Here is a 22,715-nt window from a genome sequence, read left to right on the forward strand (position 1 = left end):
TTAAGCTAAAAACAATTTAGCACTTTATGAAGAGTCGATTCGTGAAAAGAAATCCGCAAACTGCCCTAGTTCATGCACCAAGACAAGCGCCTCAGTACATCTCAACAGTTCAACCTCCCCTGTATCGTGCATCGACAATTATTTTTGAAGATACCAATGCACTGTTTAATCGCCATTGGACCGATGACTATGACTATAGTTATGGCACCCATGGCACCCCCACCACATTTACATTGGGCGATAACATTGCACAAATTGAGGGTGGAAGGTACTGCCTACTCGCACCGAGTGGTTTATCTGCCATCAACCTAGTGAACTCATGTTTTTTAAGTCATGGTGATGAAGTTTGGGTGGCAGATAATATTTACGGGCCAAACATGGAGCATCTTCGTAATCTAGAAAAACGCTATGGCATTGGTGTTCGTGTTTATAACCCTATTAATGTGTCTTCTTTCCAACCGACAGAAAAAGCAAAGCTGATTTGGCTAGAAGCCGCAGGCTCGGTCACACTGGAGTTTCCAGATTTGGTCGGACTGGTGAAAAAGGCACAAGCACATCATGTGCTCACTGCTTTAGACAACACGTGGGGCGCAGGCCTTGCCTTTAATGCTTTTGATTTTAGTGATGAGCACTTAAGTGTAGATGTGACAGTACATGCTTTAACCAAGTACCCAAGTGGCGGCGGAGACATTTTAATGGGCTCAGTCGTGACACGCGAACGAGCTTTACATCATCAACTCTTTCGTACGCATGCCATTCAAGGCATTAGCGTCTCTGGGGATGATGTTGCTCAAGTCCAACGCAGTCTGGCATCAATGCGCGTTCGGTATGCCGCACAGTCTGAAAGTGCGCTACAGCTACTGGCATGGCTAAAACAACAACCCGAATTTGTGCAAGTATTACACCCTGCTGACTCGAGTGCTGCAGGTCATTCATATTGGAAAGACATTTGTGTCGATCAACACAGTGCAGGTTTGGTCAGTGTCATTTTCAAGCCCGAATTTGATCTACAGGATATTCGTCAGTTTTGTGATGCTCTGTCAGTCTTCAAACTCGGCTTTAGTTGGGGTGGTCCTGTAAGTTTGGTGATGCTGTATGACCTCAAAGACATGCGTGCACTTGAGCATACACATTTACAACAAGGTTTATTGGTTCGCTTTTGTATAGGACTAGAACATCCTGCCGATTTAATTCAAGATATAGAAAACGCACTAAAACAACTGAATAACCATCACAAAAAAATTGAATAGGAAGAAGTATGAGCACCCCGATCATCATTGCTAAGAAAACCACGAATACCCAACAAGATGTTGTTCTACACTCGAAGTTTGCCAACCGTCATGGCTTAATTGCAGGGGCAACAGGGACAGGTAAAACTGTAACCCTGAAGGTGTTGGCTGAAAGTTTTTCCAGACTCGGAGTGCCCGTATTTTTAGCCGATGCCAAAGGTGATGTCTCCAGCTTAGCGCAAGCAGGTGCATCCAATCCCAAATTTGATGAACGCATTAAAAGTTTAGGCATCGACAGCATTCCCTTTGCTGCATCCCCCGTGGTGTTTTGGGATTTATTTGCTGAACAAGGTCATCCTATTCGCACCACGATTACCGAAATTGGCCCGCTGTTACTGGCACGTATGCTGAATTTGAATGATACTCAAGAAGGAGTACTTTCTGCGGTATTCCGTATTGCAGATGATCAAGGCATGTTACTGATCGACTTTAAAGACTTAAAAGCCATGATCGGTTATGTCAGTGAACATGCCGCAGAGTTTAAAGCCGAATATGGCAACCTATCTCCTGCCAGCCTTGGCGCGATTCAACGGAATTTATTGGCACTGGCCGATCAAGGCGGTGATCAATTCTTCGGGGAACCCAGCTTAAATATTCTCGACTTTATTCAGACCGACAGTAATGGTCGTGGCTATATCAATATCCTAGCAGCAGACAAACTCATGAACACCCCAAAGCTCTATGCCACTTTTCTGCTCTGGATGCTTTCAGAATTATTTGAACAGCTGCCTGAGGTTGGCGATATGGACAAACCTAAGCTGGTGTTCTTTTTTGATGAAGCGCATTTGCTATTTGATAATGCCAGTGCAGCGCTGCAAGAAAAAATTGAACAAGTGGTGCGTCTGATCCGCTCCAAGGGGGTGGGTATTTACTTTGTCACGCAAAACCCACTGGATTTGCCTGAAAGCGTGTTGGGGCAACTCGGAAATCGCGTACAACATGCCTTACGTGCCTTTACCCCTAAAGATCAAAAAGCGGTTAAAACGGCTGCGGATACCTTCCGTGCCAACCCTGAATTTAAAGTTGAGCAGGCCATCACCGAGCTAGCTGTGGGTGAAGCTTTGATTAGTTGCTTAGATGAACAAGGCACGCCGCAGGTCGTAGAGCGTGCATGGGTGATGCCACCCTACTCGTCTTTCAGTCCTATTAGCCCAGAACAACGTCAAACCTTAATTTCACAAAGTATCGTGGCAGGCATTTATGAAAAAAGCCTAGACCGTGAAAGTGCTTTTGAACTTCTACAAAATAAAGTGGTTGAACGCCAACAACAAGCCGTGCAGATAGAGCAAGAGAAACAACAAGCCAAAGAACAAGAAGCGCTAACGAAACAACAAGCCAAAGAAGCTGAGACTCTGGCCAAGCAACAAGCACGTGAGCAAGAGCGCATCGCGAAAGAACAGCAGAAGGAAGCTGAACGTGAAGCAAAACAGCGTGAGAAGCTGATTCAAGATACAGTGGGGACGTTCGCTAAAAGTGCAGCACGTAGCCTTGGGGGCAGTACGGGACAAAAAATCGTCCGTGGTTTACTCGGCTCTTTGTTTGGTCGTAAGTGATCTACTTTTTAAATCTAAAAATCAAAACTTATGGGATATTCATATATCCCATATAAAAGTTAAGCTTTTATTTAAAGATGTATTTACATTGCATCTTTAAAGGTATATTTTAAATACATCTTATAAATGATAGCCAAGAGAGATCAAACATGACTCCGCAGCAAATTGACCTTGTAAAAGCAACTGTTCCCGTCCTTCGTGAAAACGGTGTCGCACTCACAGGTTATTTTTATAACCGTATGTTAGGCAATAATCCTAATTTAAAAGAAACCTTTAATATGGGGCATCAACGCAGTGGTGCTCAAGCCCAAGCTTTGGCGGGTGCTGTGTTGGCCTATGCAGAAAACATTGAAGACCCTTCTGTATTGCTTCCTGTGGTTGAACTAATCGCTCACAAACATGTCAGCTTGAATATTCAAGCACCCGACTACAACATTGTTGGGGAAAACCTACTGCATTCTATTAGTGAAGTTTTAAGTATTTCAATGGAAGATCCATTGATTGATGCTTGGGCTGCAGCGTATGGTCAATTGGCTGATTTATTCATTAGTACTGAAAAAGCGATTTATGAACAACATCAACAAACCAAAGGGAGCTGGTTAGGCTGGCGTAACTTTAAAATCGCGAAAAAAGTGGTTGAAAGCGATGAAATCACTTCTTTCTATCTTGCCCCTGTGGACGGTGGTGATTTACCAAAATATGAAGCAGGTCAGTACATTTCAGTACGTGTATTTGTTGAGGAACTTGGTCTAAAACAACCTCGCCAATACACCCTTTCAACTAGCCCTCAAGCTGACTATTTACGTATCTCGGTCAAACGCGAAGATGAAAAAGGTGATTTGGCAGGAGGCTGGGTGTCAAATACTCTGCATGGTTTAGCCGAAGGTGCTGAAATTGAAGTGTCTGCACCAACAGGTAACTTCTACCTGATTGACCCAAATAAACGCAATGTCTTTATTAGTGGTGGTGTAGGTCTCACGCCAATGGTGGCGATGCTAAATCAGTTGGTGACTTTAGATATGCCAGAACCTGTGACTTTTGTACACGCCTGCCGCAGCAAACAAGTGCATGCCATGAAACAGCACATTCATGACTTAAAAGCCAAATACCCACGCTTAAGTACCTTTACTGCATATGAGTTCCCACATCAAAGCGATGTTTTGGGTCAAGATTATGATGCGCAGGGTCGCCTTGATTTGAGTACCATTGATAGCGCGATTCTACCTGTTCAAGCAGACTACTACTTATGCGGCCCAATGCCATTTATGGCTGAACAACAAAAAGCCCTGATTGCTCGTGGTGTGCCTGCCGAAAATATTCACAGTGAAGCTTTTGGCACAGGTGGTGTTCATCACTAACTCATGCCATCGGCATAAAATAGAGAGGGTTAGTCAGGTTATGCTAGACTAGCCCTTTGTTTTTTTGCTTATCAACGATCAGTACCCTCATGCAGCTCAATAAATTTACCGATTATGCTTTGCGAATTCTGATGTATGTTTCCCAGCCGAAAGTACTGCCGCATACCATCGCAGAACTGGCGCAAGCTCTACAAGTGTCTGAAAACCACTTGATGAAAATCGTACACTTTATGGCGAAACAGCAGTGGATTATTACTGCACGTGGTCGTGGCGGTGGGATTCGACTCAATCCAGAAACCCTCCATTTAAGACTGGGCGAAATTGTACGGGTCTTACAAGCGGATCAGAACATTGTGGAATGTAACACCCCACCTTGTGTACTCCGTTCAAATTGCGGACTGAAAGGGATCTTAGATCAAGCACTGGATCAGTTCTATCACAGCTTAGACCAATATACATTAGCTGATGTACTGGGCACTGAGGCTCAGAATAAATTCACGACCCACTCACCGATTAACCTGATCAATCTTGCAAATTAAGGTCTTTTATAGACAAGATTACGGACTTTACGCTGCAAAGGTCGATTGCCTGCTCGACTTCCATTATAATGGCTGATTGTAGATCATAAATTGAAGTTGAGTTATGCACCACAGCCGAGGAAAATCCAAAAACAGTAAAATTGCTGCTGCCCCAAAGCAAAAAATTAGCTATGAAAAAAAGGTAGATTCTGCAGTTACTGAATATGCTGTGCACGCTCTCAACTGGCTGCGTAAAGCAGAGTTTTTAATGAGTGCTCCGAAGCTCAACCTGTGTGTAGAAGATACAGGTTATGAAATTGCCTTTGCGGGTCGTTCAAATGCAGGTAAGTCTAGTGCGATCAACGCCTTAACCAACCAAAAGCAATTGGCTCGTGCCTCGAAAAGACCGGGTCGTACGCAGATGATTAACTTTTTCAGTCTGGGTAATCCCGATCAACGTCTCGTCGACCTACCCGGTTATGGTTATGCAGCCGTGCCTGAAGCGATGAAAATCGTGTGGCAAAAAGAGTTAGAAAATTACCTGATTCAGCGTAAAAGCTTACAAGGCTTAGTCTTGTTGATGGATATTCGTCATCCGCTACAGCACTTTGACGTGATGATGTTGGAATGGGCTTATTCACGTAAATTGTTTGTGCATGTGCTACTGACCAAGTCCGATAAACTCAACCGTGGCCCTGCCTCTAAAGCATTACAAGAAGTTAAAGCCCAATTGAAAAAGATGAAACTTGATTTCTCAATTCAATTGTTCTCTTCTCTCAATAAACAAGGCCTAGAAGAACTGGCAAGTGTGATGGGCGGACGACTGAATTTTACTTTAGATCAAGCACAACATTTTGACTTAAGCAGCATTCCAGATGCGACAGCCGATGAGCTGGATACAGACGAATTCGATGAAGATCCTGAAGACGTTATGGATATTGAAGCTGAAGACGATGTTGAGGCCAAACCACAGTCTGAGGCTTAAGTTTTAAACGCCAACCTATAAAAGCATCATCTATTGCTGTATCTGTGTCCCCTATTGCTAATCACAATCGGGGACTTTTTTTTATACTGATTTTATTCAGCTCGTAGAAAGTTCAACACATATAAAAATAGGTCAGCATATGAAATTATGGTCTCGATTGAAAAAAAACAAAATTCGTTCCTCTATTGCCTACACAATTAAGCCCCGCAAAGTTAAGTTTGAATGGCAAGACAGTCCGATTGATTGGATTCCAAACCAACCTTTTGCCAGCTATTTCATCAATGAAATTAATATGATCCTGCCTGCAGGTGAGTTCTGGTTCTGCCGCCTCTATAACAAAGTCTTACCGCAAATTAGCGATGAAAAGCTGAAGCAAGATGTACAAGCCTTTATTCGCCAAGAAGCCATGCATGCGCAGGCACACAACTCAGCCAATAAAGAGTATCTCAGCCAAAGAAATATTGATGTCTCCCGTAATCTAGCGTTGATGGATTTCTTATTTGGAAAATTACTGGCCGATAAACCGCTTGATCTCACTGTGCCCAAAGCACTTGAGCACCAGTGGGATCTGTTTCGACTCGGTATTATTGCCACGGTGGAACACATGACCTGTGTCCTTGGAAAATATGCACTGGACAACACCGAATGGGAAAAAATGGGCGCTGACCCTGCGATGTTAGACTTGATCAAATGGCACGGCGCAGAAGAAATTGAACACCGTACTGTCGCATTTGATTTGTACCGACACTTAGGTGGTGGCTACATTGCGCGTTATTATTTGAGTCTGGTGGTAATTGCTGCCGTTCTCGGTTTATGGGTCGATGGTGCAGCCCATATTATGAAACAAGATGACCGCTTTAAGTCTATTCAACCCAGTCTGTTTAAACCCTGGATTTGGCGTGAATGGCTGTCTATTTCTAAACGGAATCATCAAGTGTTGCCAAGTCCGTTATGGCTCATCTCACAGCAATTTGGCTATCTAGTGCCGTGGTATGACCCCGTACACGAAGCCAAAACAGAAGATGCCATTGCCTACTTAGACCAATCCCCTGCGGCAAAACGTGCCATGCTCAAAGTCGCTTAAATCCTAAAATAAAAAAAGCAGCTATTAAGCTGCTTTTTTTATTTTAGGGCAAAACTTAAGACGGATTCGATAAATTGGGCAAAGGTGCATCCAGATCTTGGGTATGTCGATCCACCACCACACTAATCATCATGTCACCTTGTACATTCACCACAGTACGCACGGTATCTAGTAAGCGATCAATCGGCAATAAAATCGCAATTGCTTCAGCAGGAAGTCCGACAGACTGCAATACCATAATCATAGTGACCATGCCTGCACTCGGAATCCCTGGAGCACCTAAAGAGGCAATCATCGCCGTCAGACACACCACCAACTGTTGACTCAAGGTCAAATCTAGCCCCATCAAGTTAGCAATAAACAAAGCTGCCGCCGCCTCATACAGCGCAGTACCGTCCATATTGAGCTGCGTGCCCAATGGAATCACAAAGCCCGCCGTTTGTGGACGTACACCGAGATTTTCTTGCGCACACTTGAGTGATAAAGGCATAGTTGCTGAGCTTGAGCTGGTGGCAAAAGCCGTAATTAACGCCACACGAGTGCCTTTAAAAAAGGTCATCGGATTCATCTTGCCAAAAATCCACAGCAATAGTGGCAAAACCACCAGACCATGAAAAATGGTGGTGCCCGTTACCACAGCAGCAAACTCAGCCAAACGACTCAATACCGAAATGTCTTCAGTGGCAATCAACTTAGCGAGTAATGCAAAAATTCCTAGCGGGGCTAGCTTCATCACCCAGCCAATCATCAACATCATGATGTCAAAGAACTGTTGACTCAGCTTACGTACGGTACGGAATTTTTCGCCGCCTTTAACCAGTGCCACACCTATGAACAACGCAAAAACCACCACCGCTAAAACATTGCCTTCGGCAAAGGCTTTGAAGGGATTAATCAGCGTATTTTGAATAAAGTTGGTGAAGAACGAAGATGGGGTGAGCGTATCTGGAGTTTGATGAGCGGCCATGGCGTCTTGGAACATGGCGATATCGACACCTTTGCCGACTTCAAATAAATGCGCGCAGCTTAAACCCAATATCAAGGCCAAAGTCGTGGTGGTAACACAGCATGCCAGCGTAATTTTCCAAACACGGGAGAGCTGGCCGCCCGCTTGTAAGTTAGATACTCCCACCACAATTGAGCTAAAAATAAGGGGAATCAAGAGCATTTTTAATAGACCAATAAAAATACTGCTGACCACCCCGATTCCATACAAACTCATTTCTAAAAAAGCGCTACCCGGGAAAAGATTGAGAATAAATCCGAAGATGACCCCGAAGATCGCTGCAATTAGAATTTGCGTGTTTAAGCTCATAGCTTCATGCTTTTCAAAGATTTCTTTGGGAAACTATGCCATGTGAACGGACTAGAATCGAGCATTTTTTTGTCACAAGTACTGCACATTTACCCATATGCCTCTCCCAAAAATATGAGACTATTACAATTGAAGCTCAACGCCTCGCTCTGCTCTGACCACCTTTCAGTCATAAAATCAGCCATAAAAAAAGCTGAGTCATATCACTCAGCTTTTTTATGATCAGGCTTTATTGGGCTTCGATTTCACGGAGACGAATCAAACCTTCTTGCGTGGTACTACACACCAACTCACCGTTTTGCCACATTCGTCCAAAGTTTAAACCACGTGAACTGGCACTGACTGTGGCGTCCATGTCATACAGCAGCCAGTCATCCACGCGAAAGGGTTTATGGAAATACATGGCATGATCGATACTCGCACACTGTAAACTTGGCGAAAGATAACTTAAACCATGTGGGCGCAGTGCCGTGGTCATTAAAGTGAAATCTGAATAGAATGCCGCAATCGCCTGATGCAATGAAATCTCATCCACCTCTGCTACTATACGGTCATGCGTGCGAATATAGTGCGCATACACAGGTGCTTCAGGCTGCGGTTGGTACGGGTTCTGTGGATTGATAGGACGAATTTCCACATGACGATCGCGCATGAAACTTGCACGCACATTTTCAGGCACAAATTCCACCATCATTTTTTTCAGTTCAGCCTCAGACTTTAAAGACTCTGGTGCTGGATACTCAGGCTCACCGATTTGGTAATTCAGGCCTTCTTCATTGTCAGCAAAAGACACCATACACATAAAGATGGTTTTACCATGCTGAATAGCACGCACTTGGCGACTGACAAAACTACGACCATCACGAATTCGATCAACTTCATAGATAATCGGTGCGTTCACATCGCCACCAAATAAAAAGTATGCATGTAAAGAATGGGCTGGACGATCCGTCGTATATGACGCCGCACGTAGGGCCTGACCTAAGACTTGTCCGCCAAAAACACGCTTCCCAACCAAATTACGGCTTTGTCCACGAAAGATATTTTCCTCAATTTTTTCGAGGCTCAGTAATTCAACCAACTCTTGGGTTAAGGCATTCATAAGCGACCTACTTAATGGTGAGAGACCAGATTTTTCTGTAAAGTGATGAGGTATGATATCGATATTAAAATCTATTTTGCCATAAATTCAGACTAAAACCCTATAGATTGCTTGACTGAGTTGTCATAAGTTTTTTTCGTTATTTCCGACTAAAAATACGATTTTTAACGATAAAATTCACCATATAAAACAAATTTGTCAGGAAATGACATACGGTTTATGTTTACAATTACGCAAAATAAATACCCCTTCAGACAAACTGCGGGATTGGTCATTTAAGCAGGAGTGTATATGTCCAAAAGTGGCTTTGGTCAAATGTATAGAAAGCTTTCAAGTAAGCTTCTTGACCTCATAGTAACCCCACATGTATTGGGTGAGGTTCCAACAGAACCGACAGCAACAGATGCTGACCCAGCAGCTTCAGGCCATCCCAAAAAAATTGTCTGTTATGTGCTTCAAAATCACTCACGCAGTAATGCGCTGTTGGTGGATGGTGAAACACGTCGTTTAAAGCTTGCTCCTGCACTCGATCCTTTGGTCGTGGGGACACATCAAGAAAAAGCATCGATCGTGTTTTTACAGCATAACGATGAAAATAATTTACTTAACCCTTCACCACACACCTTTCCACCGCGCCTGTTACGTCTAGTTGAAGCTTTAGAGCAACAACCCGATTTAGACGTGGAGCTGGTACCTGTGACGGTACTGTGGGGACGTTCACCAGATAAAGAAGACTCTTGGTTTAAATTGTTATTTACCGACACTTGGGCAACTCCAAGTACGGTGAAACAGCTGATGAATATCGGTTTACATGGTCGTCAGTCATTTTTAGAGTTTCATGAAAGTCAGTCTTTACGTGCTTTGGTTGACTTTGCAAAAACCACCTATCCGAATTTATCCCCTGCGACCTACATTCTAAATACCTTAAATAATCAGCTCGATGCACACCGTGAAGCCGTACTCGGTCCCGATCTTTCTGACCGTCGCAACGTGATGCATTCATTGATTAAAGCCAATGATGTACAAGATGCGATTCGCCGCGAAAGTATCCGCGGCAAAATTAGCATGTTGGATGCTGAACGTCGTGCCATTGGTTATGTCAATGAAATCGTATCGGATTACTCACATTCAACCATCCGTTTTGCGGAAATGGCGCTGGCACGATTATGGACGCAGCTCTACGACGGGGTTGAAGTGCATAACTTCAATACGGTTCGTGAGTTGGCTAAAGACTACGAAATTGTGTATACCCCATGTCACCGCAGTCATATCGACTATTTACTGCTGTCTTATGTGGTGTATAACCGTGGTTTGATGGTGCCTTATATTGCTGCGGGCGATAACCTGAATATGCCATTTGTTGGGCAAATTTTACGTGGTGGCGGTGCATTCTTTATTCGCCGCACCTTCCGTGGTAATGCACTTTACACTTCGGTCTTTAAAGAATACCTATACAGCATTTTGTCGCGTAACACGCCTTTAGAATACTTCATCGAAGGTGGTCGTTCACGTACAGGTCGTCTGCTACCTCCGAAGACAGGTATGTTAGCCATGACGGTGCACAGTCACTTGCGTGGGCGTGCCAAACCGATAGTCTTTGTTCCGACCTATATTGGCTATGAACGCTTGATGGAAGGTGCAACCTACGTCGGCGAGATGAACGGTAAACCCAAAGAAGCCGAGTCTGTCTTTGGGATTCTGCAAACTTTACGCAAAATTGAACGTATTTTCGGGAAAGTCCATCTCAACTTTGGTGAGCCCGTTTTCCTCGATGACATGCTGAAAAAGCATGGCGCTGAGAATGTACAAATTGCTAAAAATGATGATCCAATTCCGCAAGAAGTCTCTGATGCAGTCAACAGTTCAGCACATGCAATTTTAGAAAATATTAACCGTGCGGCTGTGGTGAATCCTGTTTCACTCTTGTCTTTGGTTCTGCTGGCCACTGAAAAGCATACCCTTGATGAAGAAATCTGTATTAAACAGCTCGATACCTACCGCAAGTTGTTGACGACACTTCCTTATGATGAGCGCCTCTTGGTCACGCCATTATCGGGTAAAGAAATCATTGCTTATGGTTTAAAGCTGAAACTGATCAAGCGTGTCAATCACGTACTCGGTGACATTATTGCGATTGCGGACAATCAAGCAGTACTGCTGACCTACTTCCGTAATAACATTTTGCATGCCTTTGTATTGCCATCACTCGTTGCTGCTTTGGTTGAACACAATGGAACCATTGGCCGTGGTGATTTAATCAATGTGATTCGCACGCTATATCCATTCTTAAAGGCGGAACTGTTTTTAAAATGGGAAGATGCTGAGCTCAAAGATCAAATTTGTGCTTATGTAGATGGTTTGATTCAAGCCAAGCTGATTTCTGAAGATGCTGAAGGCCACTTGATTTCTCCTGCTCCAAACAGTGAAGATCATAACCAATTGGTGGTCTTGGCAGCGCCAGTAATGCAAAGTCTCGAACGTTACTATATGACGCTTGCGCTGATTACACAGCGTGGTTCTGGGAATATTTCAGCACGTCAAGTTGAAGAACTCAGTCATTTGGTCGGTCAGCGTCTGTCTGTCCTATATGAGTTCAATTCACCTGAATTCTTTGATAAAGCCCTGTTCCAAAGCTTTATTAAAGTGCTCACGCAACAGGGTTATATCAGTACCAACTCGGACAACGCGATTGTGTTTGATGAAAACTTTCAAAACGTTGCGCAATATGCCAACTTGGTACTGGATGATGTCACGCTACAAATGTTGCAACACATCACCACTTTCAGCGATGAAGAACTGAAAGACACGCTAGACAAAGTCGCTGCTGAACAAGCGAAAAAGCGTTTGAAACGTAAGAAGAAGTAATTTCTTTTTAAAAGCATAGGTATCTAAAAAAGGTAGGTGCCTGTGCTTTAAGTGTTTGAATAAAAATTAAAATCTGTTTCACCTAAGCTTATTATGTTAAATAAACTTGCTTCTAATGAATATTAGTGAGAGTGAAAAAACCATTTTTATCTTTCGATATCGTTGCATATTGAAAGCAGATAGCTTGTTTCGTTTGTAATATATTGAGGCGAGGCAAGTGCTTGATGACTTGTTTACTACCACTAAAACTGAATAAATTGCCTTGGGTATTCTTGAAGGTATAGACCGGTTCAATACTATCTGATCGTCCAAAGCGTTCTCTGACTATTTCTGTTTTTTCAATAAATTCACCACACTCACTGATTTGATTATCAGATTTTAACGCCTGTTTGTATTTCCAATTATGGTAAGCGGTAACCCCGAAATAAAGCGTAAAACCCAATATGGCAAGTATAGAAAACTCGACTAGTTTTTTTGAACTTAATGACATATTAATCACAAGATATTAATTTTATTATCCTTATTATAAACATATACTTATTGAGGTTAAATGAATTTTATCGATTACTAATAAATTCGCTTTTGTGTTAGATTGAGTCGCAAAATATATATCTGATGAGTTATGTCTAATTTTTTGATTATTATAGGGTTAGTTTTATATTTCTTTTGTTTTATTGCTTTTATTTTTGTGCTTGCTGTCGTGATGCCCAAAGCTGAGAAAAATGAACGCTGGGCAATGTTACCCTTTCTGACAATGGGTGGATTTATTGTTGTTGGAACGATTTCTTATAGCATCGGGATGGGAATGAAAGAAAAGCAACCGATGCAACTTTCTCAAAGCTGTGGCACTGTGATTGGTTATAAATATTATAAAAATTGTAGTGGTCGTTCGCAAACACGTTGTGATCCCTTTGAGCGAATTCAAATTCGCGTAGATGGTTCTAAATATTCACGGTTAATGCGATTTGATGGGAATTTAAGTCGTCAAAATAGCAATGAACATGTCTGTTTTACATTCTATGATCGCTATAAATACTCACATTTACAAGATTCTAGAATCACTCAATGGATTGAATGATGAAGCGAATAGAAAACTCTAACTTAAGTTTTACTAAAATTAACATAATACACCATATACGAAATTATTGAAATTTTATTATAATAATCAATATCTTAGTCAAATAAATTCCAGGGGTTCAGCGTACTGGAACAGGTTTTTTTATGATTCTTCACGCTCTATAGCTATTTTCTCAGCTACGTTTCACATTTTTTCATGAATGAAAGTAAAAATTATTTTGACTCACACTCGGCTAAAAATGCCAAATAATCATCAAAACAATGAGGATGCTGCAACTCAAAATTCATCTGCTGCATCCGTGATGCATAAATTTGCTTGCCTGATGGCACATCACTCTCCAAACCCAAAGCTGGAAATCCTAACTGCTGTTGGAACCATTGGATGATTTCATGTAAAGGCAGTGGCTGGCTATCGCTACAAATATAAGACTTTTCAGTATGTTCCACGTGAAGCAAGTACACTAAAAAAGCAGCCAAATCATCAATATTAATTCGGTTCGACCAATGCAGTTTTGGGTAAGACTTTGTAGTTTCTGCAAGTTTAATCATACGTGAAACTGAGGTTCCATAAATTCCTGTTGGACGTACAATCACACATTCAGAGGGATAAGCCTGTTGCCACAAAGTTTCCATGTTCAATAGCACTTGTCCTTGCGCATCGCTCGGTTGGGGACACGTGTCATCATCAACCCGCTCCCCTGCACTTTCACCATAGACACGTGAAGAAGAAACCACGATCACTTTTTTTAAAGGATGACTTTCTAAGGCTTGTAGCATGGGTGCAATCGAGTCTACAAAAGTTCGCTGATACGCCTCCACCGTACTGCTCTCAGGCGAGAGTAAGACATATACGGCATCAATCGGTGCGACTTGAGACAAATCCAACTGATGAATATCTTGAGTCAAATGCTCAGCCCAATCATCTGATTTCGGACTTCGGCTAATTGTGGTAATTTGGTGGCCTTGCTGAAATAACTGTTTAGCAACACGCTGAGATGTTTTACCATAACCTATAAATAAAATATGCATTTAGCACCAAATCACAGACAAAGTTGAGGGGACATGGCTGCAGTCCATCAGTTGCAGGGGGTCGGAGCTGCCTCTGCTGCACTACTTGAAAAGTTGAATCTCTTCACTACAGATGATCTGCTGTTTCATCTGCCACGAGACTATGAAGATCGTAGCACGATCATCCCCATGAACCAATTAACGGTTGGGCGTAGCTACCTACTCGAAGGTACGATTCAAGGTGTGGACTTTCCACCGGGTAAGCGAAAATCCATGGCGATTGGACTGCAAGACGACTTTGGCAAAGTGACTTTGCGCTTTTACCATATTTATAAAGGCTTAACGGACCGTGCAAAGATCGGTAATCGTCTACGTATTTTTGGTGAAGTCCGTGTGGGTGCGCGTGGCTTAGAAATGTATCACCCAGAAATTCAAATCATTACAGAACATATGCCGCTTCCACAAACCCAACTGACTGCGATTTACCCCAGCACAGAGGGTCTGACTCAGCCGAAGTTTCGTGAATACATCAAACAGGCCCTCACTAAACACAGTGATGATTTACCTGAACTGCTGCCCGCAAAATTTACCAATGGCTATGCACTTAAACAGGCATTGGACTACATCCATCATCCTCCTGTAGATGCCAATATGCTGCAACTGAGCCAAGGCTCACACCCTGCCCAGCAACGTTTGATTTTTGAAGAGTTGGTTGCGCATCAAGTCAGTCTATTAAGCCGTCGTGCCTATATCCAACAAATTGAAGCGCCACGTATTTCTGCCAGTCGTCAGTTTGCCAAACAACTGCTCAGCAGCCTACCTTTTGAAATGACCAATGCACAAAAGCGTGTCTCCAAAGAAATTGTACAAGACTTAAAACTTAATAAACCGATGTTACGTTTGGTTCAAGGCGATGTCGGCGCAGGCAAAACCTTGGTTGCAGGAGTCGCAGCCTGCCATGCCTTAGAGGAAGGTTGGCAAGTGGCGTTAATGGCACCGACTGAAATTTTGGCGGAACAACATTATCTCAATTTTAAAAAATGGTTTGAACCTTTGGGACTCAGTGTATCTTGGCTTTCAGGTAAACAAAAAGGCAAAGCCCGTGCCACAGCCGAACAAGCGATTGTAGATGGCACAGCGCATCTGGTGGTGGGTACACACGCCCTGTTTCAAGACAATGTCCGCTTTGCCAAACTTGGATTAGTAATTATTGATGAGCAGCACCGCTTCGGGGTCGATCAGCGCTTAGCCCTACGCAATAAAGGCGCGCAGAATATGACCCCACATCAATTGGTGATGACCGCAACCCCTATTCCACGAACTTTAGCCATGTCTGCCTATGGAGACTTGGACACGTCTGTGATCGATGAACTTCCCCCCGGACGAAGCCCGATTCAAACCGTGACCATTCCACTCGACCGCCGTGAAGAAGTCCTACAGCGTATTGCCAGCAACTGCCTAGAAGGCAAACAAGTTTACTGGGTCTGCACCTTAGTTGAAGAGTCTGAAACCTTAGATGCTCAAGCTGCTGAAGCGACCTATTTAGAAATTAAAGAACGTTTCCCCGAACTCAACATTGGCCTCGTACATGGCAAAATGAAGGCCGATGAAAAGCAAGCAGTGATGCAACAGTTTAAAGCCAATGAATTACAACTCTTGATTGCGACCACAGTGATTGAAGTGGGAGTCGATGTACCGAATGCCTCAATCATGGTGATTGAGAATGCGGAACGTTTAGGACTCTCTCAATTGCACCAATTACGTGGCCGTGTTGGTCGAGGCGCCAAGGCTAGCTTTTGCGCCCTATTATATAAAAGCCCACTGTCTCAAAATGGGCAAGAACGCTTACGCATCATGCGTGAAACCAATGATGGCTTTTTAATTGCCGAAAAAGATTTGGAAATCCGCGGCCCCGGTGAATTACTTGGCACCAAACAAACAGGCGATATGGGCTTTCGTGTAGCCAAACTGGAACGTGATGATCATTTGCTCAATCAGGCACATTATGTCGCAGCTCAGATCTTAAAAGACTATCCTAAAAATGCTGAAGCCTTACTGAAACGCTGGCTACCTGAAGCACCACGCTATGCCTATGTTTAGTCATTTACTGCACACCGCCAAACAGTTGCTACACAGAGCACAGCCCTGTCAGTTGTGTGGCATTGTACGCGCAGATCTACATTCGGTCTGTTTGGATTGCTGGCAACAACTCCCACTGCATCCACAGACCATTGAAAAACAAGAGCTGAGTATTCATGTGGCGGGACATTATCAATATCCTTTAGATCATCTTATTCAGCAGTTCAAATATGAACAACAACTGCATTGGCAGCCTCTACTGTCTGGCATTCTTCAGCAAATTCGCTTCCCTAAAGTGCAAGCAATTGTTCCAATGCCGATTTCGAACCAGCGTTTAGCCGAACGTGGCTATAACCAATCAATGATCCTCGCCAAAGACTTAGCCAAGCAGCTAAATGTTCCCATTTGGCAACCTGTGATACGACTGCATCAACATTCGCAAAAAGGACTCAGTCGACTGGAACGCTTAGATCAAATTCATCAACAGTTTAAAATCGATCCACAGCAACGTCAGTACGCAAAACGCTACCGGCGTGTTTTGATTTTGGATGATGTCGTGACCACAGGCAGCTCCATTCAGGCCCTGACTTTACAACTTGAACAATTGGGTTGTCATAAAGTCAGCGCCGCGTGTATTGCCTATGCGCTTGAATAATTAAACGACTTCAATCATCAAATGTTCACGTACCCATGGCATGACCACCTCAGTGGTCAGCGGTGCAAGTGTAGTCTGCTGGTCATTCAAACTGACCCATTTCATTTCTGCAATTTCAGCCGCAATTTGTGGCACTTGCTGAAGCTGAACATGGTAAACATAGCTCACCAATTTAAAATCAGGTTCATTGGCGGTGGCTGTTTCAAAACGACCAACAAACTGTTCAATCGTCGCATCACTTCCAATTTCCTCCCGAATCTCACGCAGCATGGTTTGCTCAGGTGCTTCATTGGGCTCAAGTTTACCGCCCACTTGCATAAAACATGCGGTGTTCTGCTTACGCACCAACAAAAGCTGCTGCTGTTCATTCACAATAATAGCCGCAGCGACCGTAATCACCTTCATGCTTTGACATCCAACAACTCAGGATCAACCATACCCCACTTCGGTTCAGGTGCTTGGAATTGATCCATCTGCTTTAAAATTGCTTTCACCGAATCCGACACAATCAGGCTATCGGTAAAGCGTGCATGGGTAAAGCCTTTGTCGGTGGTCATCTTTAGAAATTTAAGTAAATCATCATAAAAGCCATTTACATTTAAAAAGGCATTCGGCTTAAGGTGAATGCCGAGCTGCGCCCACGTCCATTGTTCAAAGATTTCTTCTAAAGTCCCTGCACCGCCAGGCATTGCAATAAATCCATCCGACAAAGCTGACATTTTCAGTTTCCGTTCTTGCATATCTTTGACGACATGTAACTCGGTCAGGCCTTGATGCGCCAACTCACGATCCACCAGCACGTGTGGAATCACGCCAATCACTTGACCACCTGCCTCTAAAGCACTGTCTGCCACAATACCCATTAAGCCCGAACGACCACCACCATAGACTAAGGTTTTGCCTTGTTCTGCAATGGTGTGTCCAACCTGACGTGCTGTTTCGGAAAAGATTTGATCTGAACCTAATGCGGAACCACAAAAGATCGCAATTGAATTTGTCATTTTTTACTCTGATATTTAATTGTCATGCAACTTCACTAAAATGAATGGATATTTTTTAGCAATTTAACCATTCGATCAGTGTTTTTATTGCAATCCTTGTCTAAAATACACCCATCCACTTCAACCATTACTGCGCAAAGGAGAAAGACGGCATGCTTGAAGCCTTTTACGCCACAGAGCGCGGTAGCTTAGAAGACATCACCATTAATGGCGATTTCGATCTTCAGCCCGATTTGGTCTGGCTTGACCTCATTGCTCCCTCCCAAGAAGAACAACAGTGGATTTTAGATGCATATGAACAAAATTTACCTACGCTAAAATCACTCGAAGACATTTCATCTTCAGCTCGATTCTACCGTGATGACGACGGTATTTTGCATATCAGTACGTATTTTTTAACGAAAAATAAAAACTATCAAGTCGATGGTGAGCCTGAAGAAAGCAGCGGTGCCCTTGCCACGGTACAAACTGTCGCTTTCATTTTACATAAAGAACGTCTCTTTACCCTTCGCGGGGAAAAACTGGTAGCGTTCCGTGCCTTTCGTGCGCGTGCGCGCCGCAATGACTACGAAATCGACTATAAAGATCCAACGTGGATCTTACTCGGTTTACTCGAGGCGAAGCTGGACGAGCTTGCGGATATCTTAGAAGATATCCACAAGGACTTGGAAAAGTATTCCACAGAAGTGCTGAATAACCGTCACCGCGAGATGATTCTCGACTTAGATGACATGATTACCCGTCTGGCACACTTGGAAGATATGCTTGGAAAAGCACAGTTGTGTTTGATTGACTTACGCCGTGTACTGACCTTTCTATCACGCCCACGTGCTTTAGGCAGTCATATTTATGATGCGGATATTCGAGAGCTCAGTGAAGACGTTCGCTCACTAGTTGAGCACGATGCCTTCTTGTTCCAAAAAGTGAGATTCTTACTGGATACCACCTCAGGCTTCATTAACACCGAACAGAATGACACGATTCGTCGCTTCTCTATCTTACCCAGTATGCTCGCTCCACCAATGCTGATTGCCAGTATTTACGGCATGAACACCGATGTGTTGCCTTTTGCCAAAGGCGGCACCAGTTTTATTGTGGTGAGCCTGATCTTAATGGCGTTCCTGATTGGTCCGCTCATTTACTTCCGCTGGAAGAAATGGATTTAAGTAAAGCTTAAAACACTTATTTTCCTCATAAATTTAAGAAACGCAACATATAAAAAAAGCACCTTAAGGTGCTTTTTTTATTTAAGGGATTAACTTTAAGTCATCCTGTAAATGACAGGCTTGAATTACCTTCATCATTTTTTCAGGTACAGCTTTAAAATGTAAACTATGTGCATCGGGTGTTTGACGTAACCAACGCACCAATACTGCTAATGCCAATGTACTACCATGCTCAAGCTGGGCCAAATTCACCACCACAGGATAAGACTGTGACTGAATCACCTTCAGACCTTGTTGATAGTAGCTTTCAGCATTGTCATATGTAATCTGACCTGAAAGCTGCATTTCCTGATTGCTAAAGTTAATCACCTTTCACCTACTTATTTTTTCTTTTCAACCGCTGCTTCTGCATCAGGTTGGAAATTTGCAATCGCTTTATCTAGGTCGCCACCATTACGTTTAACCGTTGCCGCGAACTGATTACGGAACTGTAAACCAAGGTCGATACCCGACACATTGATATTACGGATTTTCCATTGGTTGCCTTTATCCGCCAACTGGAAAGACACTGGGATTTTTTCGCCTTTGTTATTAAAGTCGATCGTCACCACAGGGTTTTTGCTATTGGTTTCTTTATACGGACGGATGGTATACGTCTGATTGCTGAATTTCGCGAATGCAGAACCGTAGTTTTCAATCAGTGTTTCACGGAAATTGTTTTCAAACTTCGCGCGTTGTGCAGCTGTACTGTATTGATTGGTTGCATAAGTCCCCATCACAATACGAGAAAATGCTTGTGAATCCACATAAGGGTCTAAGTTTTGACGAACAATCGTTTTCACCGCAGCTGGGTTGTTTTGGAGCTTGGCATGATCCGCTTTTAAACGCGCAATCAAGCCATCTGCCACTTTTTTAACAAAAGCAGGTGGTGCTTCACTTGGTGCTGCAAAAGCAGTACCCGCAAACATTGTAGTTAAAATGCTAGCTGTCAGTGTTTGTTTCAATAAAGTATTCACTACAATTGGTCCTCTTCAAATCATTCAACAAATGACACGTTGGCATCTGCTGTTTCAGCGGTTTCAGGTTGCTCAGTTGTTGCTGAAGCATCTTTCGATTTACCTGCACCACCCGTAATAAATTTAGTAATTAAGTCTTCTAGGTCCATTGTGCCTTGGGTATTGCCAATGCTTTCACCACGCTTCACGTAGTTCAAACCACCCCCTGGAACAATTTTCAAGTACTTCTCACCTAGCAGACCATTGGTTGCCACCATAATATAAGCATCTTCATCAATGCTGGTGATGGACTTCATGTTCGCAATAAGTTGCTTTTCCATTTCTTTTTGTTGCGCAGCATCCGCAGTGGTATAGTCGCTACTGTAACGAAGCTCTTCAAGTGCATTCTTTTCAACTTCTTTGAGTTGTGCTGCATTAAAGGTCGTTAATTTACCATCCAAAGAAAAAGAAACCGTCGCTAAACGTGTCACAGGGTCTAAGCTTATTTGATCGACTTGACCAATTTTCACCCCACTCATCGTCACTTTCGCACGTGGTTTTAAACCATTTACGTTATCGAAAGTTGCACTCATTTCATAGCGATCACTGAGATTTGATCCCACCAAGCCACTCACTCGCATCGCAATAAAAAACAAAGCGATACCGAATAAAATGACAAATATGCCGACTGCCAGCTCACTTGCACGTGATTTCATTAAACACCTCCAAACATGACCGCAGTCAACACAAAATCAAAACCTAAAACACAGAGCGATGAATACACCACAGTGCGTGTGGTTGATGTCGCAATACCTTCAGATGTCGGTTCACAGGCATAGCCTTGATACACCGCAATCCATGTACAAATTAAAGCAAAAACAAAACTTTTAATGATGGTGCCATTCAGGACATCTTTATAGAACTCTACGCTACTTTGAATGCCACTCCAGTAAGAACCTTCATCTGCACCCAAGAAGTCTACCCCTACCATTTTACCACCCATAATCCCCACCGCAGCGAAAATGACAGACAACATCGGTAAACTGAAAATACCGGCCCAAAGTCGCGGCGAAATCACACGTTTAAGTGGATCAACCCCGATCATTTCCATACTGGACAGCTGCTCTGTGGCTTTCATTAAGCCAATCTCAGCCGTTAATGCAGAACCCGCACGACCTGCAAACAGCAATGCTGCAACCACAGGTGCTAACTCACGTAGTAAGGTCAAAGCAACCGCTGTACCCAACATCGCTTCACTACCAAAGGTCACCAAGATGCTATACATCTGTAAGCCCAGTACCGCACCAATAAATAGCCCTGACACCACAATAATGAGCAGCGATAACACCCCAACACGGTACATTTGGTAAACAAATAACCGAACACCTAAAGCAGTGGGCATCGAAAATAAAATTTGTAATAACATCAGGCTGGCAACACCAATGCCGCGAACCCGTTCAATCACGCGTCGACCTAAGAGTGCTATCGCATTCATGCTTGCACCTCAGTATTTAGATATGCCTTATGGCTAAATTGATAATCGACAGGCCCTTCAACTGCACCTGTTAAAAACTGTTTAACAAACGGAGAGGCATTCGCCTGTAACTGTTCAGGCGTGCCTTCACCTTGCACCTTACCTTCAGCAACAACATAGATATAGTCTGCGATCGATAAGGTTTCAGCCACGTCATGCGAGACAATAATTGTTGTTAAATCAAGAGCTTCTCGCAATGATCGAATCAGACGTGTGAGTACACCCTTCACAATTGGATCTTGTCCTGCAAATGGCTCATCGTACATGATCAGCTCAGGATCCAGTGCAATTGCACGTGCCAAAGCCACACGACGGTTCATCCCGCCTGAGAGCTCAGAAGGCATCATCTGTTCTGCGCCACGTAAGCCGACAGATTCAAGTTTTAAAGATATAATTTCTGACAGTAAATGTTCTGGCAACTTGGTATGTGCTCTTATCGGAAAGGCCACATTTTCATATACCGACATATCGGTAAACAATGCGCCACTTTGAAAAAGCATGCCCATACGCGCACGCGCAGCGAATAACTCTTTGCGTGACATTTTCGCAATATTTTGCCCATCAAAAAGCACTTCACCTTGGTCGGGGGTCAATTGACCGCCAATTAAACGCAGTAAAGTGGTTTTACCTGTACCCGATGGTCCCATAATGCCCGTAATTTGACCCTGTCGAATTTTTAAATTGACCTGATCATAAATGACACGTTCCCCTCGCTTAAAGCTCAGATCTTTGACCTCAATGAGGGCTTGAGCAGTCAGAGGCGCTTGATTATTCATAGCTGTGCGTTTTCCTGCATTTTTTCAGCATGCATACTATAAAGGATTAAAAAACGATATGTTAGCGTATTCCGTGTCTAATTTTGTGCACGAATTGATTTCAGTTGGTTGTATTTATATTTATTTGAACGGCGAAAACAAGCTACATAAGATGAATTGCTTCATCCATAACGACTATAGACAAAGAAAAGAATGTTGCAAATAAGCAAAAAGAGTCCGAGATAATGTGCCATATTGACCTCTTTCACGTCAGAGAGTGTGGCGATTGATTCAACCTCATTATTGTGCATCATTATTATCAATACAATTAAAATATGACTCAGTATACATTTTAATTTATTTTTTTACAGCCGTA

The 22,715-nt window shown here is 43.2% G+C and carries 22 protein-coding genes; 11 read left to right on the plus strand and 11 right to left on the minus strand.

Going from position 1 to position 22,715, the window contains the following annotated elements:
- Positions 1-26 precede the first annotated feature (26 nt).
- The 6 genes from GVX98_RS09460 (at position 27) to GVX98_RS09485 (ending at position 6,787) form a co-directional block, all read left to right on the plus strand.
- Positions 27-1,250 (plus strand): PLP-dependent transferase, encoded by a 1,224-nt coding sequence (locus GVX98_RS09460; protein WP_171503314.1) that lies wholly within the window; start codon positions 27-29, stop codon positions 1,248-1,250.
- Positions 1,251-1,258: 8 nt separating this feature from the next.
- Entirely contained in the window at positions 1,259-2,842 is a 1,584-nt protein-coding gene (locus GVX98_RS09465) for a helicase HerA-like domain-containing protein (protein ID WP_159127883.1), read from the plus strand.
- Between the two features lie 149 nt (positions 2,843-2,991).
- Positions 2,992-4,200: an NO-inducible flavohemoprotein gene (hmpA, locus tag GVX98_RS09470; protein ID WP_159127884.1), complete on the plus strand. Its 1,209-nt coding sequence runs from the start codon at positions 2,992-2,994 to the stop codon at positions 4,198-4,200.
- Positions 4,201-4,289: 89 nt separating this feature from the next.
- Positions 4,290-4,739, plus strand: a complete 450-nt coding sequence (locus GVX98_RS09475; protein WP_159127885.1) for an Rrf2 family transcriptional regulator — start codon at positions 4,290-4,292, stop codon at positions 4,737-4,739.
- Positions 4,740-4,842: 103 nt separating this feature from the next.
- Positions 4,843-5,703: a ribosome biogenesis GTP-binding protein YihA/YsxC gene (yihA, locus tag GVX98_RS09480; RefSeq protein ID WP_159127886.1), complete on the plus strand. Its 861-nt coding sequence runs from the start codon at positions 4,843-4,845 to the stop codon at positions 5,701-5,703.
- A 139-nt stretch (positions 5,704-5,842) separates the two neighbouring features.
- Positions 5,843-6,787, plus strand: a complete 945-nt coding sequence (locus tag GVX98_RS09485) for a metal-dependent hydrolase (protein ID WP_087011646.1) — start codon at positions 5,843-5,845, stop codon at positions 6,785-6,787.
- A gap of 55 nt (positions 6,788-6,842) precedes the next feature.
- On the opposite strand, the gene GVX98_RS09490 is transcribed toward GVX98_RS09485, so the two are convergent.
- Together GVX98_RS09490 and GVX98_RS09495 are read right to left on the minus strand one after the other, a co-directional pair.
- A complete protein-coding gene (locus GVX98_RS09490) occupies positions 6,843-8,102 on the minus strand; it encodes a dicarboxylate/amino acid:cation symporter (RefSeq protein WP_159127887.1) in 1,260 nt (419 codons plus the stop codon).
- A gap of 229 nt (positions 8,103-8,331) precedes the next feature.
- Positions 8,332-9,204: an acyl-CoA thioesterase II gene (locus GVX98_RS09495; RefSeq protein WP_159127888.1), complete on the minus strand. Its 873-nt coding sequence runs from the start codon at positions 9,202-9,204 to the stop codon at positions 8,332-8,334.
- Positions 9,205-9,495: 291 nt separating this feature from the next.
- Here GVX98_RS09495 and plsB point away from each other — a divergent pair, with 291 nt between their 5' ends.
- Positions 9,496-12,069, plus strand: coding sequence for a glycerol-3-phosphate 1-O-acyltransferase PlsB (gene plsB, locus GVX98_RS09500; RefSeq protein WP_004691345.1), 2,574 nt, complete (start codon positions 9,496-9,498; stop codon positions 12,067-12,069).
- Positions 12,070-12,181: 112 nt separating this feature from the next.
- On the opposite strand, the gene GVX98_RS09505 is transcribed toward plsB, so the two are convergent.
- On the minus strand, positions 12,182-12,559 hold the full coding sequence (locus tag GVX98_RS09505) for a hypothetical protein (protein WP_004977925.1): 378 nt from the start codon (positions 12,557-12,559) through the stop codon (positions 12,182-12,184).
- A gap of 132 nt (positions 12,560-12,691) precedes the next feature.
- On the opposite strand from GVX98_RS09505, the gene GVX98_RS09510 reads away from it, so the two are divergent.
- Positions 12,692-13,147 (plus strand): hypothetical protein, encoded by a 456-nt coding sequence (locus GVX98_RS09510; protein ID WP_004977926.1) that lies wholly within the window; start codon positions 12,692-12,694, stop codon positions 13,145-13,147.
- Positions 13,148-13,359: 212 nt separating this feature from the next.
- Here GVX98_RS09510 and GVX98_RS09515 read toward each other — a convergent pair whose 3' ends face one another.
- Positions 13,360-14,175: an NAD-dependent epimerase/dehydratase family protein gene (locus GVX98_RS09515; RefSeq protein ID WP_004977929.1), complete on the minus strand. Its 816-nt coding sequence runs from the start codon at positions 14,173-14,175 to the stop codon at positions 13,360-13,362.
- A 33-nt stretch (positions 14,176-14,208) separates the two neighbouring features.
- On the opposite strand from GVX98_RS09515, the gene recG reads away from it, so the two are divergent.
- Both recG and GVX98_RS09525 read left to right on the plus strand, forming a co-directional pair.
- The gene (gene recG, locus GVX98_RS09520) at positions 14,209-16,254 is read left to right on the plus strand and encodes an ATP-dependent DNA helicase RecG (RefSeq protein WP_159127889.1); all 2,046 of its coding nucleotides are present in this window, start codon (positions 14,209-14,211) and stop codon (positions 16,252-16,254) included.
- A complete protein-coding gene (locus GVX98_RS09525; RefSeq protein ID WP_159127890.1) occupies positions 16,241-16,888 on the plus strand; it encodes a ComF family protein in 648 nt (215 codons plus the stop codon). Before recG ends, GVX98_RS09525 begins: the two co-directional genes overlap by 14 nt.
- Here the strand turns inward: GVX98_RS09525 and GVX98_RS09530 are convergent, their stop codons facing one another.
- Complete coding sequence (locus tag GVX98_RS09530; RefSeq protein ID WP_159127891.1) at positions 16,889-17,293, minus strand: NUDIX domain-containing protein; 405 nt, start codon at positions 17,291-17,293, stop codon at positions 16,889-16,891.
- On the minus strand, positions 17,290-17,889 hold the full coding sequence (locus tag GVX98_RS09535; RefSeq protein ID WP_004977937.1) for a TIGR00730 family Rossman fold protein: 600 nt from the start codon (positions 17,887-17,889) through the stop codon (positions 17,290-17,292). Before GVX98_RS09535 ends, GVX98_RS09530 begins: the two co-directional genes overlap by 4 nt.
- Positions 17,890-18,041: 152 nt before the next feature.
- Here GVX98_RS09535 and GVX98_RS09540 point away from each other — a divergent pair, with 152 nt between their 5' ends.
- Positions 18,042-19,055 (plus strand): CorA family divalent cation transporter, encoded by a 1,014-nt coding sequence (locus GVX98_RS09540; protein WP_004691361.1) that lies wholly within the window; start codon positions 18,042-18,044, stop codon positions 19,053-19,055.
- 81 nt (positions 19,056-19,136) lie between these two features.
- Here the strand turns inward: GVX98_RS09540 and GVX98_RS09545 are convergent, their stop codons facing one another.
- Genes GVX98_RS09545 through GVX98_RS09565 form a run of 5 tightly spaced genes read right to left on the minus strand, consistent with a single transcriptional unit; the run spans position 19,137 to position 22,360 of the window.
- Positions 19,137-19,424 (minus strand): lipid asymmetry maintenance protein MlaB, encoded by a 288-nt coding sequence (locus tag GVX98_RS09545; RefSeq protein ID WP_004691363.1) that lies wholly within the window; start codon positions 19,422-19,424, stop codon positions 19,137-19,139.
- An 11-nt stretch (positions 19,425-19,435) separates the two neighbouring features.
- Complete coding sequence (locus GVX98_RS09550; RefSeq protein WP_087527364.1) at positions 19,436-20,071, minus strand: phospholipid-binding protein MlaC; 636 nt, start codon at positions 20,069-20,071, stop codon at positions 19,436-19,438.
- A gap of 20 nt (positions 20,072-20,091) precedes the next feature.
- On the minus strand, positions 20,092-20,766 hold the full coding sequence (locus GVX98_RS09555) for an outer membrane lipid asymmetry maintenance protein MlaD (protein ID WP_159127892.1): 675 nt from the start codon (positions 20,764-20,766) through the stop codon (positions 20,092-20,094).
- Entirely contained in the window at positions 20,766-21,545 is a 780-nt protein-coding gene (mlaE, locus tag GVX98_RS09560; protein WP_004691368.1) for a lipid asymmetry maintenance ABC transporter permease subunit MlaE, read from the minus strand. Before mlaE ends, GVX98_RS09555 begins: the two co-directional genes overlap by 1 nt.
- Positions 21,542-22,360, minus strand: coding sequence for an ABC transporter ATP-binding protein (locus tag GVX98_RS09565; protein WP_004691369.1), 819 nt, complete (start codon positions 22,358-22,360; stop codon positions 21,542-21,544). The genes mlaE and GVX98_RS09565 overlap by 4 nt, the downstream gene beginning before the upstream one ends.
- Positions 22,361-22,715: the final 355 nt, after the last annotated feature.

The organism is Acinetobacter sp. 8I-beige, from assembly GCF_902505955.1.
Lineage (GTDB): Bacteria > Pseudomonadota > Gammaproteobacteria > Pseudomonadales > Moraxellaceae > Acinetobacter > Acinetobacter johnsonii.

What these genes read in the sequence shown, in the direction of transcription:
- GVX98_RS09460 (WP_171503314.1), top strand. Translation starts at nt 27, where the DNA reads ATGAAGAGTCGATTCGTGAAAAGAAATCCGCAAACTGCCCTAGTTCAT.
- GVX98_RS09465 (WP_159127883.1), top strand. Translation starts at nt 1,259, where the DNA reads ATGAGCACCCCGATCATCATTGCTAAGAAAACCACGAATACCCAACAA.
- hmpA (WP_159127884.1), top strand. Translation starts at nt 2,992, where the DNA reads ATGACTCCGCAGCAAATTGACCTTGTAAAAGCAACTGTTCCCGTCCTT.
- GVX98_RS09475 (WP_159127885.1), top strand. Translation starts at nt 4,290, where the DNA reads ATGCAGCTCAATAAATTTACCGATTATGCTTTGCGAATTCTGATGTAT.
- yihA (WP_159127886.1), top strand. Translation starts at nt 4,843, where the DNA reads ATGCACCACAGCCGAGGAAAATCCAAAAACAGTAAAATTGCTGCTGCC.
- GVX98_RS09485 (WP_087011646.1), top strand. Translation starts at nt 5,843, where the DNA reads ATGAAATTATGGTCTCGATTGAAAAAAAACAAAATTCGTTCCTCTATT.
- GVX98_RS09490 (WP_159127887.1), bottom strand. Translation starts at nt 8,102, where the DNA reads ATGAGCTTAAACACGCAAATTCTAATTGCAGCGATCTTCGGGGTCATC.
- GVX98_RS09495 (WP_159127888.1), bottom strand. Translation starts at nt 9,204, where the DNA reads ATGAATGCCTTAACCCAAGAGTTGGTTGAATTACTGAGCCTCGAAAAA.
- plsB (WP_004691345.1), top strand. Translation starts at nt 9,496, where the DNA reads ATGTCCAAAAGTGGCTTTGGTCAAATGTATAGAAAGCTTTCAAGTAAG.
- GVX98_RS09505 (WP_004977925.1), bottom strand. Translation starts at nt 12,559, where the DNA reads ATGTCATTAAGTTCAAAAAAACTAGTCGAGTTTTCTATACTTGCCATA.
- GVX98_RS09510 (WP_004977926.1), top strand. Translation starts at nt 12,692, where the DNA reads ATGTCTAATTTTTTGATTATTATAGGGTTAGTTTTATATTTCTTTTGT.
- GVX98_RS09515 (WP_004977929.1), bottom strand. Translation starts at nt 14,175, where the DNA reads ATGCATATTTTATTTATAGGTTATGGTAAAACATCTCAGCGTGTTGCT.
- recG (WP_159127889.1), top strand. Translation starts at nt 14,209, where the DNA reads ATGGCTGCAGTCCATCAGTTGCAGGGGGTCGGAGCTGCCTCTGCTGCA.
- GVX98_RS09525 (WP_159127890.1), top strand. Translation starts at nt 16,241, where the DNA reads ATGCCTATGTTTAGTCATTTACTGCACACCGCCAAACAGTTGCTACAC.
- GVX98_RS09530 (WP_159127891.1), bottom strand. Translation starts at nt 17,293, where the DNA reads ATGAAGGTGATTACGGTCGCTGCGGCTATTATTGTGAATGAACAGCAG.
- GVX98_RS09535 (WP_004977937.1), bottom strand. Translation starts at nt 17,889, where the DNA reads ATGACAAATTCAATTGCGATCTTTTGTGGTTCCGCATTAGGTTCAGAT.
- GVX98_RS09540 (WP_004691361.1), top strand. Translation starts at nt 18,042, where the DNA reads ATGCTTGAAGCCTTTTACGCCACAGAGCGCGGTAGCTTAGAAGACATC.
- GVX98_RS09555 (WP_159127892.1), bottom strand. Translation starts at nt 20,766, where the DNA reads ATGAAATCACGTGCAAGTGAGCTGGCAGTCGGCATATTTGTCATTTTA.
- mlaE (WP_004691368.1), bottom strand. Translation starts at nt 21,545, where the DNA reads ATGAATGCGATAGCACTCTTAGGTCGACGCGTGATTGAACGGGTTCGC.
- GVX98_RS09565 (WP_004691369.1), bottom strand. Translation starts at nt 22,360, where the DNA reads ATGAATAATCAAGCGCCTCTGACTGCTCAAGCCCTCATTGAGGTCAAA.